16 protein-coding genes are annotated in these 12,499 nt (G+C 61.8%); 2 read left to right on the top strand and 14 right to left on the bottom strand.

Annotated elements, in window-relative coordinates; genetic code table 11:
* From NLI89_RS16620 to NLI89_RS16600, 5 genes are all read right to left on the bottom strand, one after another.
* On the bottom strand, positions 1-482 hold a 482-nt coding region (locus NLI89_RS16620; protein ID WP_254688049.1), incomplete at its 3' end, for a restriction endonuclease.
* Between the two features lie 103 nt (positions 483-585).
* The gene (locus tag NLI89_RS16615; protein WP_254688048.1) at positions 586-1,689 is read right to left on the bottom strand and encodes a relaxase/mobilization nuclease domain-containing protein; all 1,104 of its coding nucleotides are present in this window, start codon (positions 1,687-1,689) and stop codon (positions 586-588) included.
* Positions 1,689-2,258, bottom strand: a complete 570-nt coding sequence (locus NLI89_RS16610; protein ID WP_254688047.1) for a hypothetical protein — start codon at positions 2,256-2,258, stop codon at positions 1,689-1,691. The genes NLI89_RS16615 and NLI89_RS16610 overlap by 1 nt, the downstream gene beginning before the upstream one ends.
* Positions 2,259-2,454: 196 nt before the next feature.
* Positions 2,455-3,468: a ParB/RepB/Spo0J family partition protein gene (locus NLI89_RS16605; RefSeq protein ID WP_254688046.1), complete on the bottom strand. Its 1,014-nt coding sequence runs from the start codon at positions 3,466-3,468 to the stop codon at positions 2,455-2,457.
* Positions 3,468-4,211, bottom strand: coding sequence for a ParA family protein (locus NLI89_RS16600; protein ID WP_254688045.1), 744 nt, complete (start codon positions 4,209-4,211; stop codon positions 3,468-3,470). The genes NLI89_RS16605 and NLI89_RS16600 overlap by 1 nt, the downstream gene beginning before the upstream one ends.
* A 301-nt stretch (positions 4,212-4,512) precedes the next feature.
* On the opposite strand from NLI89_RS16600, the gene NLI89_RS21920 reads away from it, so the two are divergent.
* Entirely contained in the window at positions 4,513-4,716 is a 204-nt protein-coding gene (locus NLI89_RS21920; protein WP_368077293.1) for a YlcI/YnfO family protein, read from the top strand.
* Here NLI89_RS21920 and NLI89_RS16595 read toward each other — a convergent pair.
* The 9 genes from NLI89_RS16595 to NLI89_RS16555 form a co-directional block, all read right to left on the bottom strand.
* A complete protein-coding gene (locus NLI89_RS16595; protein ID WP_185210377.1) occupies positions 4,713-5,033 on the bottom strand; it encodes a single-stranded DNA-binding protein in 321 nt (106 codons plus the stop codon). The two genes, NLI89_RS21920 and NLI89_RS16595, sit on opposite strands and share 4 nt — an antisense overlap.
* A 528-nt stretch (positions 5,034-5,561) precedes the next feature.
* The gene (locus tag NLI89_RS16590) at positions 5,562-6,365 is read right to left on the bottom strand and encodes an RNA replicase (RefSeq protein ID WP_254688044.1); all 804 of its coding nucleotides are present in this window, start codon (positions 6,363-6,365) and stop codon (positions 5,562-5,564) included.
* Positions 6,366-6,815: 450 nt separating this feature from the next.
* Positions 6,816-7,721, bottom strand: coding sequence for a replication initiator protein A (locus NLI89_RS16585; RefSeq protein WP_254688043.1), 906 nt, complete (start codon positions 7,719-7,721; stop codon positions 6,816-6,818).
* A 159-nt stretch (positions 7,722-7,880) separates the two neighbouring features.
* Positions 7,881-8,459: a recombinase family protein gene (locus tag NLI89_RS16580; protein WP_254688042.1), complete on the bottom strand. Its 579-nt coding sequence runs from the start codon at positions 8,457-8,459 to the stop codon at positions 7,881-7,883.
* 205 nt (positions 8,460-8,664) lie between these two features.
* Positions 8,665-9,051 carry a cation transporter gene (locus NLI89_RS16575; RefSeq protein WP_254688041.1) on the bottom strand — a complete coding sequence of 129 codons (387 nt, stop codon included), beginning with the start codon at positions 9,049-9,051 and terminating at the stop codon, positions 8,665-8,667.
* Between the two features lie 229 nt (positions 9,052-9,280).
* Positions 9,281-9,529 carry an efflux RND transporter permease subunit gene (locus NLI89_RS16570; RefSeq protein WP_254688040.1) on the bottom strand — a complete coding sequence of 83 codons (249 nt, stop codon included), beginning with the start codon at positions 9,527-9,529 and terminating at the stop codon, positions 9,281-9,283.
* A gap of 96 nt (positions 9,530-9,625) precedes the next feature.
* Positions 9,626-10,915, bottom strand: a complete 1,290-nt coding sequence (locus NLI89_RS16565; protein ID WP_254688039.1) for a Fic/DOC family protein — start codon at positions 10,913-10,915, stop codon at positions 9,626-9,628.
* A 2-nt stretch (positions 10,916-10,917) separates the two neighbouring features.
* Positions 10,918-11,175 (bottom strand): hypothetical protein, encoded by a 258-nt coding sequence (locus NLI89_RS16560; protein ID WP_254688038.1) that lies wholly within the window; start codon positions 11,173-11,175, stop codon positions 10,918-10,920.
* 128 nt (positions 11,176-11,303) lie between these two features.
* Positions 11,304-11,690 carry a DUF3768 domain-containing protein gene (locus NLI89_RS16555; protein WP_254688037.1) on the bottom strand — a complete coding sequence of 129 codons (387 nt, stop codon included), beginning with the start codon at positions 11,688-11,690 and terminating at the stop codon, positions 11,304-11,306.
* A gap of 345 nt (positions 11,691-12,035) precedes the next feature.
* Here NLI89_RS16555 and NLI89_RS16550 point away from each other — a divergent pair, with 345 nt between their 5' ends.
* Positions 12,036-12,476: a CBS domain-containing protein gene (locus tag NLI89_RS16550; protein WP_254688052.1), complete on the top strand. Its 441-nt coding sequence runs from the start codon at positions 12,036-12,038 to the stop codon at positions 12,474-12,476.
* Positions 12,477-12,499 lie beyond the last annotated feature (23 nt).

Here is a 12,499-nt window from a genome sequence, read left to right as displayed (position 1 = left end):
GAGATACTCTTATCCCAAACCTTCTTCATCTCGGCCTTAAGGTTGGCGGCATGGGCTAGTAGAAGGCTGAGTTTAGTACCGACGCCTCGTGGGGCGACAAAGTAGAACACCCGTGGTGCTACGTAGTGGCCTTTAAACGAAAACCACAGAATTTTCCCGATCTCTGGCCATGCAACCGTTGGAGATAAGGGCTGTGCATAGTGCTTGCACTGGAAATTGTCCCATGCGCCCTTGAGCCCGTTATCATCGACAAACCCGGCGATATCGATCCCCTTATCGCCGCTGCCCGTGAATCTACTGACGGTTCTATAGGACTTTTTTAGGACAGCTGAGACCCACTCCTCGATAAAGCTTTCCCACTCGTCCGGGCTGTAGATCATCAAACGAGCTATAGGGGCTACACGCGGGCCGCTTTGAAACTGCGCTACGTTAGGCAGGGTCTTCGGCAACGGCGGCTGTTTTACCTCTACGAAATCGCTCATTCCCGCCCCTGCGTCCATCCGGCGAACAAGCCTGTGGCCGCCCATACCGAAGAGTTAGCGCAAGCTTCAGCGATTGTCTTCCGCTTGAAAACAGCGATGCTCATCATCGGCGTCGAGAGGGCGGCGGTGGTGTGCCACGTGGCACATCCCTACCGGGTTGCTGGTCGAGCTTAGCGCGTGCCTGGGCGTCCCTAACCCGCTTCTCCGCATCTCGTAGCATCCGATCGGGGATCGTCTCTATGTCGGCCCGCTGCTGAATGAACTGCCGCACATCTCGCGCGAGCCTGCGATCCTCCCGATTGCCAGTGCGATCAAGTCGCTCGGCAGCTGCTTCAAATGTGCGCTTCGTCTCGGTCCAGCGATCACGCGTTTTCGACACGAACGGTGGTTGCTGCGCCTTGCCAAGCGCGATCTGCATGGCTTCCCGGGCTTGTCGTAGATCAGCCTCGGTCGGCTGACGCGACGCTCCGCTGCGTATCCTCGCGCGCAACTGCGTGAGGGCCATGCTTGTCCCCGCCCTGCCCTCGCCGCGTGTGTAACGGGGTGTCGCCTCTGCCTCAACGCCGCGGCCGCGTAGCGCCTCGGCGAACGCTTCGCGAAACCGAAACAGATCCTCGCGCCTCGGATCAAAGCGCTTGCGGTCCAGGCCTTCGGCCTGAACGGTCAGGTGGACGTGGGGTCGATCGGTGTCAGTATGCAGCGCCATAACATAATCGTGGTTGTCGCCGATCAGGCTCTCGGCCGCATCGCGCACCGCCTGCTTCACTGTCTCCGGATCGGTCCCGGCCGGCATGGAAAATACCATCGCCACTGCTGATACAGTCGTGCCTTGGCGCCAGTAGAGCGCGTCGGACCATTCGTCCGCGATCCGCGCGGCGTCGGCCTTAGTCGTGATCTGTTCGCCGTCTCTCGTCTCGAGCGCAATATCGCCGTGGCGGCCGATGTAGTCGAGATGCGCGCCAAGATGGCCCGCACCCTTCTTCCGGCCGGTCACTTTCACCACAACCTCGGGCGTGCGCCTGACGACGCGCGCGAGGGTGCCCCTGACGTCGCGGGCTGGCGTCGGACTAGATGCGGACGCGGCGAAGGGACCCGTGCCGTTGATCAGGTGCCGGGCATATCGGATGTTTGGATCGCCTACGGTACGCGGCTTAAAGCGTGGTTTCATCGCCTCCCAAAGCTCGTCCTCACGATCTCCGAACGGCATCAGTCGGCAACCTGCCAATATGCGGTGTCTCCGCGCAGTGCATCGCCCAGCGCCGCAATCTGCTCGTTGATTTCTTCCCGCATGTCGGCGATCCGGCGCAGCTCGCGATCGATCTGCAAGCCGCTGTCGGCCATCATTGCCGCATTGCCGGCCTTCATCGCCTGATTCAGGTTTCGACCAATACGTTGCAGCTGCATCCGGATCGGCGCGACGGCATCACGCATCCCGTCGTCGACGTTGGCCTTCAAGGCGAGATGCCGGCGAACTAGCGCCTTGATCCAGCCAGCGCGATCAACGCCGCGTTCGACTGCACGATGATCGAGAACAGCGGTCTCAGCATCGGTAAAGCGAAGCGAAACGCGGTTGCCCGCGCTGTCTGCGCGAGGCGCGATACGTGGCGCATCCGCGACGTGCTTCAACGCCTGCTGCAGCACAGTCCGTAGCAAGGCGCTTCGCCCTCCCCTGCCCTCTGCAAGCGCGTCGAACGCAGCCAAGAGTTCGCGATCGACGCGCGCCGTCAACATCGCTGGCTCTTTGGTGGGGGATGCAAATTGCGGCGCGGATGACATGCCCCGAATGGATAATGTAATACGACGAACGCCGCAACACCTATCCTGCCATCTTACATCCCCCACTAAAATCTGCCTCCACGTGTGCCACGTGGCACACTGCAATCCACTTAGAAGCGATGAAGTCGCGGAAGGAAGGATTGGCTTTGAGCGCGAGCGTCGAACCCGGTCGACGCTCTCCGCTATGCCGGCGCTGTCATCGCCAGCTCACGATACGCGGCTGCTCTTCGCCGTCGAAGTGCAACAGCGCCTCGACGACCATCGCGCGCTTGCCCTCGATCTCGATCGTTGGGCGTTCCACCTTCGGCTTGGCGGGCTTTATCCTGGGCGATGGCCGTGGGGCAGGGGCGTCGGTCGCGATTGGCGTTACGCTCAGCTCCGAAGCGGTGAATGGCGTTTCGGCAACAGCGCGGTCCGCCTCGTCGTCTCTGATCTTGTCCGTTGTCGGCGCGGAAGCCGAGTCCGCACCGCCCGTCGCATCGAGCTCGATCTTACCACCCGCATCTACGCCGTCAGACATGATCGGTTCTACTGGCGAGGGGGCAGGGGCGTTTGTCTTCTTCGCCCCGACGTCACGCGCGAACCGCTCGCACGCCAGTACCGTCATATCCTCGACCGCAGTGCCGACGACAAAGGCTCGGGTAGCCGCATCATCCGCTTTGGCGGCCTGCGTGAGCGCGACAGCACTCCGCATCGAAATGTCGGCGAAGAGCGCGGTGATATAATCGGGAGCCTTGGCAAGCCCCTGGTAGCGGGTCAGCAACGTGCGGTTGCGCCCCGTAGCGCGCGCCAACTCGGCAAGAGATCGGCCTTTTGCGACCTGCCCGGTGACGAACCGGATCATATCCGCGGTCGACAGGTCCTCGCGCTGATCGTTCTCGATGAACTGGTCGATCCGGACCTGTTCAATATCGTCGGTCTTGTTGACGATCGCCCGAACCTGCACGCCGAGTTTCTGACAAGCTCGCCAGCGCCGTTCGCCGAACATGATCCGGTAGCGCCCCTCGTCATCCTTGGGAGCAACGGTGATGGGCTGAAGCTGGCCACGTTCCTTGATCGTCTCGGCCATCTCGTAGATCTTGGCCGGATCTATCTCGCCGCGGACGTTGTCGGGATCGGGATACAGCAGCTCGTGATCGAGGAGCAAAACGCGGTCAGCATCTGCGACGCTGGCCTTGTCGCTGAATACGTCGAAATTGTCGAAATCCATTATTCCTGCCTCCCGATCCGGGTCATGGCCTCTTCAAGGAAGGCGCGCATCGCCGGTAGCGAGCCCCGCACATCCTTATTCAACCGCCACACTGGCACGCGCTCCTGAAGAGCCTGGCTGTAATGCGCGCGATCAGGAAGGTAGCTGGCAAACAGGTTCTTGCCGACCTTCGCTCGGATCGCTGCGAGCATTTCCATTTGCGCTCGATCGTTCGCCTTCACTCGGTTCGCGACCAAGCCCGCGACATGAATCGGTTTCGTTCGCGCTCGCTGGTTCACCGTCGCAATCGAATCGGACACCTGCTTGGTCGACGCCGGACCAAACGGCCCAAGCTCTACGGGAATTATCAAGGAGTCCGTCACCATCAACGCCGCGAAGTTGATCCACGACCAAGACGGAGGGGTGTCGATGACACAAAAATCGAAAACAGGGCCTAGGCGCGGGAAATTCGTCCGGATGTTCGCGAGCGCCTTCGTGTAATCTGCATCATACTCGCCCCCCATGCGGTTCGAATAGATCGACAACCGAGGCGGGGAAGTCGGGGGCGTGTAGTCGGGTTCGAACAGTGGCTTGCAGGTGCCAAGGCTCTCGAACTCAGCAAGCGCATCAGTCGCGTTGCACTGGCGGTCGAGATCGAGAAACAGCACGCGATGGCCAGCATCAGCCAGTATCCACGCGAGATGACAGGCGATCGTCGTCTTGCCGGCGCCTCCCTTCTCGACATTGATGGCGATCGTTTTCACGCGCTACCAGCCACGATCTGACCGATTATCGGTCCAGCGATCATGACCCTGATAGTTGGAATCCGTTCGCGTGTTGCGACGGCCTTCCTCCTCCGAAGTGTCGCCACTCCAGGTGCGCGCACCTCTGTAGCCGGTCCCACCCTTAGCGATGGCCCACGCGATCAGGACGAAAAGTCCGATCACTAGCAGATTATCCCAGTCCATCGCCTTCGGCTCCGTTGCTTGATGAAGGGCGCATCATGTAATAAGTGGTATCTCAAATCGCGTCAATAGGTGGTATCAACAATGCGCTTGGCACGAGATGGTCTCTAACAAATCTGGAACGGTTGGTCGCCCGCGGATTAACGCCGATCAGACGATGGCACGCTTTCCAGACGGAACGCTGGTGCGGGTCAAATCGGTGCTGCGAGAAGGGGAGAACCAAGCCGATTTCATCCGCGAGGCCGTCGAGCTGGAATTGCGAAGACGGGAAGGGCCGCCAGTAGGCGGCCCTGGCCGCGCCTAGTCGCGATCCTCCGACCCTTTAGCGAGAACTGCGAAGCCGTCGGCGATCAGCTCCACCGTGTAGCGCTTGCCTTCGGGCGCGTCATAGGAGTTCTGCCGAACCCGACCCGTGATATGCACCAAGTCTCCCTTCTGCGACTTGGCGGCGCGCTCGATCAGCTTGCCGAACACCGTCACCTCGTTCCAGTGTGTATCCGTGATCCACTCGCCGTTCTCCTGGCGGTTGTAGTTGGCGGCGACGCTGACCTTCGTCACCTTGTCATGCTCGGTGATCTTGCCGACCCGGCCGATGATCCGAAACTCTGCGATGTTCTGCATGGTCCTGCCCTTCTATCGATCAGGGTAATTCCTGATGGGAATTGAAGGGGCGCGCTGTCGCCGCGATCAAGAGAAAAAACGGAGGGTCCGCGTGGCGGAAACCGTAGGCGCAGCCGGTTATTCTCTTGATCGTAGAAGGCGGCAAGCGCCCACGTTCCCATCGTCAGGAATAGCTGGTCGAGGCGCGGGTGGCCCTGTCTTTCGCGGTCCGGCGATATTGGCTGGGTTGGAGTCTCGTTGCAGATTGGCGATCGGCGTCAGTTCAGCTCGGCCGCGGCGAAATCGAGAGTCGATCAGGTAGAAGGGAATGGATGCCCGGCAACAGTCGAGCCGACTTCGCTTGGACCGTACGCTACGGTCGTGTTCATGGCGAAAAAACGCTTCAACCGGGCACCAGCTAGGCCATTTGAGCGCAACAGAAACCGCATGCTCCTCCCGGGAGCACCGCGCCGAAGGCGCGTCCGACGGTTTGGCTGGGTATTTCGTTTCAGGTGAGGTGTGGCGGTTGTGGCAAACGCTGTCGTGCCGTCAGGCATTAGAGCGTTGGCCGACTAGGCCAACTCCATCTTTACCTAGAATATATGAATCTAGGAGCGGTTGACCATTTTTTTGAGACTCTTGTTTCTCCAGAGCAATCGCAAGGCTGTCCAGGACGCGGCGCAACCCCTCGTCCTGGATTTCCTCCGCAACAACCTGCCGGGGCGTACGCCACAGACGCATTTCCTCGATCGCCTCGATCCGGTCGGCTTCCCGCTGGACCACGTCATCGGGCAAAGGGGCTGGGCGGAAGCATCGCGGAAGGAACCGGGCCAGGCCGTTTGGAAAGCGCATCCGATAGACGTTCGACGTCTGCTCATAGCGCGCCTTCGGCCGATCGGCGGTCGGCTCGACCGGAACGCATCGCCGCTGCTTGTCGAGCATTCCCATCATGGCGAGGATCTTGAGGCCACGCCCCACGCTCGCGCGGGACAGGCCGGTGTGGGTCTCGATCCATTCCCAGGTCGGGAAGACCTTTCCGGCGCACGTGCGGGCGAGCTGCGTAAGCTGCTCGAATACCCGCACCGCCGCGGGCGTTATCAGGGTCACGAGACGTTCGGCCTCGGTAAGCTGCCGGGCTTCGGCACGGGCAAGACGTCGGACGGCGTTCTTGCGCTTCAGCAGCTCGACGGCGTTACGGTAGAGCCGATCGGTCTCGCCCTTGGCGTAGGTATAAAAGAAGTCGTCCTCGAACGTACCGGCCCGCCGGCTATGCGGATGTACCTTCGCCCGCGTCGGATTTGGTGCCCCTGAACGCGATTTTGGCTGCTCGCGTGTGATGCGCTCAAGCGCCATGAAACTTGCGCGCGCGACTGAAACTGCTCCCATCGTCCGTCCCCTCTGAAGAGGCCGGGACCAGGCAAAACTAGAGCGTGGCGCGAAGCGCGCTCCCTTGAACCGAGGCTCAGGAACAGGTATGAGAAGGGTGTGTGTTGACCCGATCGATGCCGCCAAGCATCGCTCATCAAGTTCCAGGGTGCCCGGCCTTCGTGCCGGGCATTCGTTTATGTGGTCACAGCCGCTATTTCCCTGATCTCGCCGGCGTGCTGCCGGTCACAAGCATTTTGCGAAATTTCAGGCGGGTGCGGAAGCGCTGGCGGTTCGTGCTATCCCGGATCAAAGCCGGAAATCGTTCGTGCTATCCCGGATCAATTCCCTCGCGATTCGTGCTTTCGCGGATCAATGAGGTCTAAGGATTCGTGCTTTCACGGATCAACCCTCGCATTCGCTGCTTGCTGCCGCGAATCAGGCGAGAACGGCTGCGTTCGCGAGCTTCAACACTTTCGGTTCGATTAGAACCTGGCAGTATCCAGTCTTTCTACCGGGTCGAGGCGCTGTCTTAGCCCCGCTTGGCGGGGCATCGAACAGTATTACCCGGTAGTCGGGTATGGCATCGGCCTCTAATATCGCCTTCAAAGCATGACGAAAATGGGCGAGAGAGTTCTGATAGCCAAGCTGGAGACGGAGATCGTCAAGGCTCAATTCGTACGGGCCATCGACACACGTCGAACGAGCGATTTCGTATAGGCGCCGTTCGACTGGTCCAAGCCGGAAATAGGCGGGGGCGTAGTCCAGGACCTGACGATCGCGCAAAATCGCACGGAAGAGCCAGTCGCATAGGCGGACTCTGACGGCTTTGAGGCGCTTCTCCCCGGGGCGCTCACCGTTCTTGGTGTAGTAGAGCTTGGCCTCGGACAGCCACGAAAAATACCCTTCTTCGCCTTCGCCACCCGCCTCGATGTTGGTCTTGATCTGCGTGCCCTGAAGCCGTTCTAGCGCCTGCGACAGCCGAGTATAGGACCGCGCCGATGGATTGTTACCAGTAACGCAGAATAGGTCGTGTGCGGTGAAGTAGAAGTCTTGGGAGACTTCCTCGCCCGCTTCGAGCTTCGCGACCATCAAACTAGCGATATAAAGGACGATCTCCTTATCGTAGATTGTTGCGACCCCCTTTGCCGTTGGCACGATCTCGATCGAAACGCTGTCGGTCTTGTAGGACAGCGTTTTGGTCCACTTGCCTTTGCTCAGCGCGAAGAACGGGAACGCCATCAAGGATCGCTCCCCGCGCACCTCACTCATAAGCGGACTGTCGAGCGCGAAAAGATCAGCTTGGTTTGGCGGCATCGGCCTCGTCTCCATCATGGCGCCCATGACGCGGTCCCATCTTCGCCTGCTTTGCATTGATCCGCAAAAGCACGAATCCAGCGCAGCGGATTGATCCGGGAAAGCACGAAGTCAGAGAGCCCGCCTGTGGAGCGGACCCCATCAACCCTGCCTCCAGGGCAGGGATTCGTGCTTTCGCGGATAAACTCATGTGACGCGCTCGCCAGCGGGCGCGTCAAGGCGCGCGAGATTGTTGTAGAGCGTCGATCGGCTGACGCCGAACGTGTGTGCGACCTCGCGGGCCGTCACCTCCGGATCGTCCAGCAGCCGCTTGGCCTGACGTAGTTGCGAGATCGACAGGATCGGCGGCCTGCCGCCATTGCGACCGCGTGCGCGCGCGGCCTTCAATCCCGCTCTCGTCCGCTCGCTGTTAAGCCGGCGCTCGAATTGCGCCATGCTGGCGAACAGATGAAAGATCAGCTCGCCCCCGGCGCTGGTTGTGTCGAGCCGTTCGGCAAGGCTCTCGAAGCCGACGCCGCGAGCGGCGAGGGCATTCACGGTCGCAATTAGGTGGGGCAGGTTGCGACCGAGCCGATCAAGCCGCGTCACCACCAACGTATCGCCGGCGCGCAGCGCGCGCAGTGCGTTCGCCAGCTCGGGCCGATCGTCCTTCTTGCCGCTGCCATGTTCGGCATAGACATCGGCGCATCCGGTGGCACGCAGCTCGTCGAGTTGTCCGGCCAGGTTTTGATCTTCGGTCGATACACGCGCGTAGCCGACCCGCATCGGACCTGCCTTTCTCGTTACGCCGGCTCCTTTGTCCATAAATCAATCTCATGCGACGTTGGCTAGACGCTGATACCTAGACTGGAAGGTGGACGATCGCTAGCACGAACGCGCTAGGAAGGTCGTTGTCGAAACCAGCGTCGTTGCGATGTCCAGAATACGACCGTTTGCTGGACACGGCCTCCGATCCCGCACCTGGTGCTGATCAGGGCTCCACGTCGCGTGAGCGTGCCTCTGACTTGGCCTCGCTCCAGATTTCCCAAGCCGCGCCCGCATTGAGCAAGCCGATCGCCACGCCGATCGCGAGATCAGGCCAAGCTGACCGCCAAATCAACGTCACAAGGCCGGCGCCGATGATCGCGATATTGGCGAACACGTCGTTTCGTGCCGAGAGAAAAGCCGCTTTGGTGAGACTGCCGCTCCCGTGCCGGTGTGCCGCTAGCCGCATGGCGCACGCGAAGTTGACGACAAGCGCCCCCAAACCCGTGATCGTGAGCGGAATAGCTGCGGGCGGCACAGGCACGTTGAACTTGTGGTAGGCCGTCCAAAGCGCCGCCATAGAGGGCACCAGGATGATCGCACCGAGCACCATCCCGATCCGCGAGCGCGCGAGCGCGCGAGCTGCGACCAGCTCAGCGCCATGAGGATAAGCAAGTTGATCGCCGTGTCTTCGAGAAAATCGACGCTATCGGCGAACAGCGATACCGATCCGATCGACAGCGCGACGGCGAACTCGACGCCGAAGTAAGCGAGATTCGCGGCGGCGACGAACTTCACGGCCGATGCGAGGCCGGGATTCGTTTGCTGTATTGGCTGATCGCTCATGCGCCGATTTCCTTCATGCTCTTGCCAAACCGCTCGAACCGGAACGCCTTCCCGGGAAGGATAAGCAGATTGAGGGCTGCTGAGCTAAATAGACCGCTAAGGATGACAACCGACATTAGTCCTTCAATCTCCCGGACTGGCTCGCCGCTGCCAATCGCGAGCGGCAGCAATCGCAACGCGGCTGCGAGCGTGGTCATCAGGATCGGCGAAAGCCGATTCTTCGCATCCTTGATGGCCGTCGCCAACGGCCAGCTAATCGTCGCCGGCAGAGCCGGCTCAGTCTCGGGCGCGCTGTTCTAATATTACGTTGGCAATTGGATCGGTGCCGATCGGCTGCGCGGCTACCGGCTCCGGTCCTTGTCGCGCGGTGCGGGCGCTGGCGCTGGTGCCGCGCGGCTGAGTTCGGCGTCCAGTGTACCGCCCGACCTGATCCGATCGGCGACGAGCTGTCGCGTCGACTCTCCGACGCTGCCCACCATGCGCGCGCTCTCCCCTCGATCGCGCGCCGTTTTCAGGGCCGCGTCGACGATCGCCTGGGCGGGCGCGAGACGCGAGTCAGCGTTGTTCTTCTCCGGGGTGTTCTTTAGGAACAGCTCCGCCAACCGCGCTTGTCCCGGCGAATGGCCGGGGGGAAGGGCAGGCCGCTCTAGCGAGCGGACGGCACGTTGAAGATGGGCCGGTTGCTGGGTGTTGATCTGAACGCCTAGCGCCGCCCCGATCTCCCTCACACGCTCAAGCGGCGTCTGCTGGGGGCTGATGACGGCGTCGACCTGTCGAACGCCGAGATAGGTGAGAAGGTGGGATTGATAGACCGGCCCCTTGGCGTGCCGGACATAGGCAAGCTCGGTGCGCGCGTTCGCGATCGTGGCTGTAGGTGCGCCGTCCTTTATCAAGCTCCGTAACCGATCAACCGCCTGCTGGCGGGCGGCAGGCAGGTAGCGTTCTAGCTCCTCGCGCACCTTGCCGAGCGTCACGCGGTAGCGTTGCCCTTCGGGCGGCGCGCGCTGGGGGAGCATGGCGATCCCGGCGGGACCGATACGCGCCTCGGGCGCGAGGTCGCGTCTGAGCGCCGCGCCAGCGAGAACTGCGGTCATCCCGCGATGGTCGCCGGTCAGGAAACCGTGCCGCGAAGCCTCCATCCATGCCGTCTTGTCGATCGACGCGATGCGGATCGGATGCCCGGCGTCGCGCGCGAGCTGCGCGGCGTGGTGGCGCATCGTGCGACCATTGCCTTCGCGGAAGGGGTGAATGGCGTTGATCTCGTTAATGTGATTGCCAAGCCGGTCGAAAAACTCGTCTCGAGGAAGGCCGCGAAGGCCGTTCTTCGCTCCCACGTCGGCGAACAGCTTGTCCAGCTCGCGCGCGATATAGGGCACGTGCGCGAAACGCGCGCCGCCCTTGGCTGTGTCGACGGTGCGGTCCTGGCCCGCCCAATCGTAAAGGTCTTGGAACAGATGCTTATGGAGGGCGCGGTAGCCGTCTGCCGTTTCCGGAAAGGACAGGCGCGCGGCCTCCGCGCCGCGCGCCAGAGTTAATCGCCGCTCCGCCTCGGTCAGCGTCTTATCGTCGGTGATTCCAAGCCGATTCCGAAGCGTGTCGGTGCCGGGATAGGTGTAGGGATCGTTCGCCAAGGTTAGGCGGCGATCTGGCTGGTTCCTGGCTGGTAGAGGTCGAGGATGATGGACGGCATCAGGGCGGGGGGCACGCCCTCGTCCAGCATCATCGCGAACATCGCATCCTCGTCCTCGGTGGGCGTCATGTCCTCGATGGCGAGGTTGGCCCGCGACTCCGAAACGTCGTCGCGCCAAAGGGCGATCTGCTCCGGGGTGCCACGCTCGAAGGCCATCGAGCGAATACGTCCGCGAAGCGCTTCAAGGTCGATGTGGGCCATCACGTCATCCCCTTTCGTCATTAACCCTACGCTTTCTAGGGCGATTTCACAACAAATCACTTGCCCTGCGCGGTCTCGTCGCGCCGCAATCCGCGCTCCGGCAAGCGCGGATTGCGGCGCTCCAAACCCTAATACTCGCTAGCGAGCATGATCGTCAGCACCCGCTTGGTCCGCTGCGCGTCCCACGGCGCGTCGCTGCCGAAGGTGAGGCTGTTATCGTAGTAATCCAGTTTCCAAAATACGGTCGTGGTAATGGTCTTCTCGTCGCTTGGTCGAACCTGCGTCCATGCTCCGCTCGCGAGGCGGTAGATCGCGCCGAAGTCATGCTCACCATAAGGGTCATTGTCGCCATCGAAGTGCGTGAAGCTCACAATCTGCGCAAGCGCGGAAAAGCGGTCCGCATCGGGGAGGGATTGAAAGCCGATCGTCACGTTCGCGATCGAGGCGGTGCCGGGGCTGCTACGGGCGGCGTCGTTGAGGCGACGGATGGTGTCGAGGTGTTCGGAATTGCACATGACTGGTCCTCCTTCTGGCATGGGCCGCAAGGCCACGGCCTGCGGCCCTGCCGTTCCGGCGAGGAACGGGATGGGGAGGGAGGGCGAGAATCTATCGCTGGCGCGGGCGAGCCGCCCTAGCGCGGCCGGTGCGCAGCGCCGGGTGCCGTGCTTGGCGGATTACTCGGGCGGTCGATTCTCGTTCGGGAACGAAAGGGCGGCGCCCTTGGTGTTCCTCTGGGGTCGTCGGCCCGCGCAGGCGCGGGCGCGCCGATCCGCAAATGCTACCGCGCGTCGCGCGCGGCCCTCACCAACGGCGACACGGAGGCATTTGTGGAGCATGTCGACGCGACGGGAGACCAAGTGATGTTCGTCGAAGGGATGTTGGAGGTAGCGCGCGAAAAGCTCGCGACAATCGCCGAGGATGCCAGGCTGATCGAAGCCGCCAAGCTCCTGTCTTCCGGGCCTGATCTCGTCGTCGTGTGCGACAGCGAGGGTGCTTTACGGGGCGTCGTGACCAAGACGGATATCGTCAGGCAAATCAGCGTCTGTCAGGGTGCGACCTGCATGTGTCCGGCTTCGACGGTGATGACGCGCGATGTTGCGCTGTGCCGCGGGACGGACCTTCTGCAAGACGTGTCCAAGCTGATGAAGGCGCGGCACCTGAAAAACATCCCGGTCGTGGATGGCGACAACCGGCCATTAGGGGTGCTCACCGCGCGAGCCGTCCTCCGCGTCCTCCTGAGCGACGCCGAATATGAAGAAGCGCAACTGGTGGATTACGTAAAGGGCGTTGGCTACCGATGATCGATCTCAAACCGTCGCCGCCG

It is taken from the genome of Sphingomonas faeni, from assembly GCF_024273235.1.
GTDB classification, from domain to species: domain Bacteria; phylum Pseudomonadota; class Alphaproteobacteria; order Sphingomonadales; family Sphingomonadaceae; genus Sphingomonas; species Sphingomonas faeni_A.
Note: the sequence above shows the minus strand (reverse complement) of the source record. Positions and strands in the feature narration are given on the sequence as shown.

Bases quoted from the DNA above. Each gene is read 5' to 3' on its own strand.
- NLI89_RS16595 (WP_185210377.1), bottom strand. From the start codon at position 5,033: ATGCAGAACATCGCAGAGTTTCGGATCATCGGCCGGGTCGGCAAGATC.
- NLI89_RS16615 (WP_254688048.1), bottom strand. From the start codon at position 1,689: ATGCCGTTCGGAGATCGTGAGGACGAGCTTTGGGAGGCGATGAAACCA.
- NLI89_RS16575 (WP_254688041.1), bottom strand. From the start codon at position 9,051: ATGGTGCTCGGTGCGATCATCCTGGTGCCCTCTATGGCGGCGCTTTGG.
- NLI89_RS16585 (WP_254688043.1), bottom strand. From the start codon at position 7,721: ATGGGCGCCATGATGGAGACGAGGCCGATGCCGCCAAACCAAGCTGAT.
- NLI89_RS16610 (WP_254688047.1), bottom strand. From the start codon at position 2,258: ATGTCATCCGCGCCGCAATTTGCATCCCCCACCAAAGAGCCAGCGATG.
- NLI89_RS16590 (WP_254688044.1), bottom strand. From the start codon at position 6,365: ATGGCGCTTGAGCGCATCACACGCGAGCAGCCAAAATCGCGTTCAGGG.
- NLI89_RS21920 (WP_368077293.1), top strand. From the start codon at position 4,513: ATGGTCTCTAACAAATCTGGAACGGTTGGTCGCCCGCGGATTAACGCC.
- NLI89_RS16555 (WP_254688037.1), bottom strand. From the start codon at position 11,690: ATGTGCAATTCCGAACACCTCGACACCATCCGTCGCCTCAACGACGCC.
- NLI89_RS16560 (WP_254688038.1), bottom strand. From the start codon at position 11,175: ATGGCCCACATCGACCTTGAAGCGCTTCGCGGACGTATTCGCTCGATG.
- NLI89_RS16550 (WP_254688052.1), top strand. From the start codon at position 12,036: ATGTTCGTCGAAGGGATGTTGGAGGTAGCGCGCGAAAAGCTCGCGACA.
- NLI89_RS16580 (WP_254688042.1), bottom strand. From the start codon at position 8,459: ATGCGGGTCGGCTACGCGCGTGTATCGACCGAAGATCAAAACCTGGCC.
- NLI89_RS16605 (WP_254688046.1), bottom strand. From the start codon at position 3,468: ATGGATTTCGACAATTTCGACGTATTCAGCGACAAGGCCAGCGTCGCA.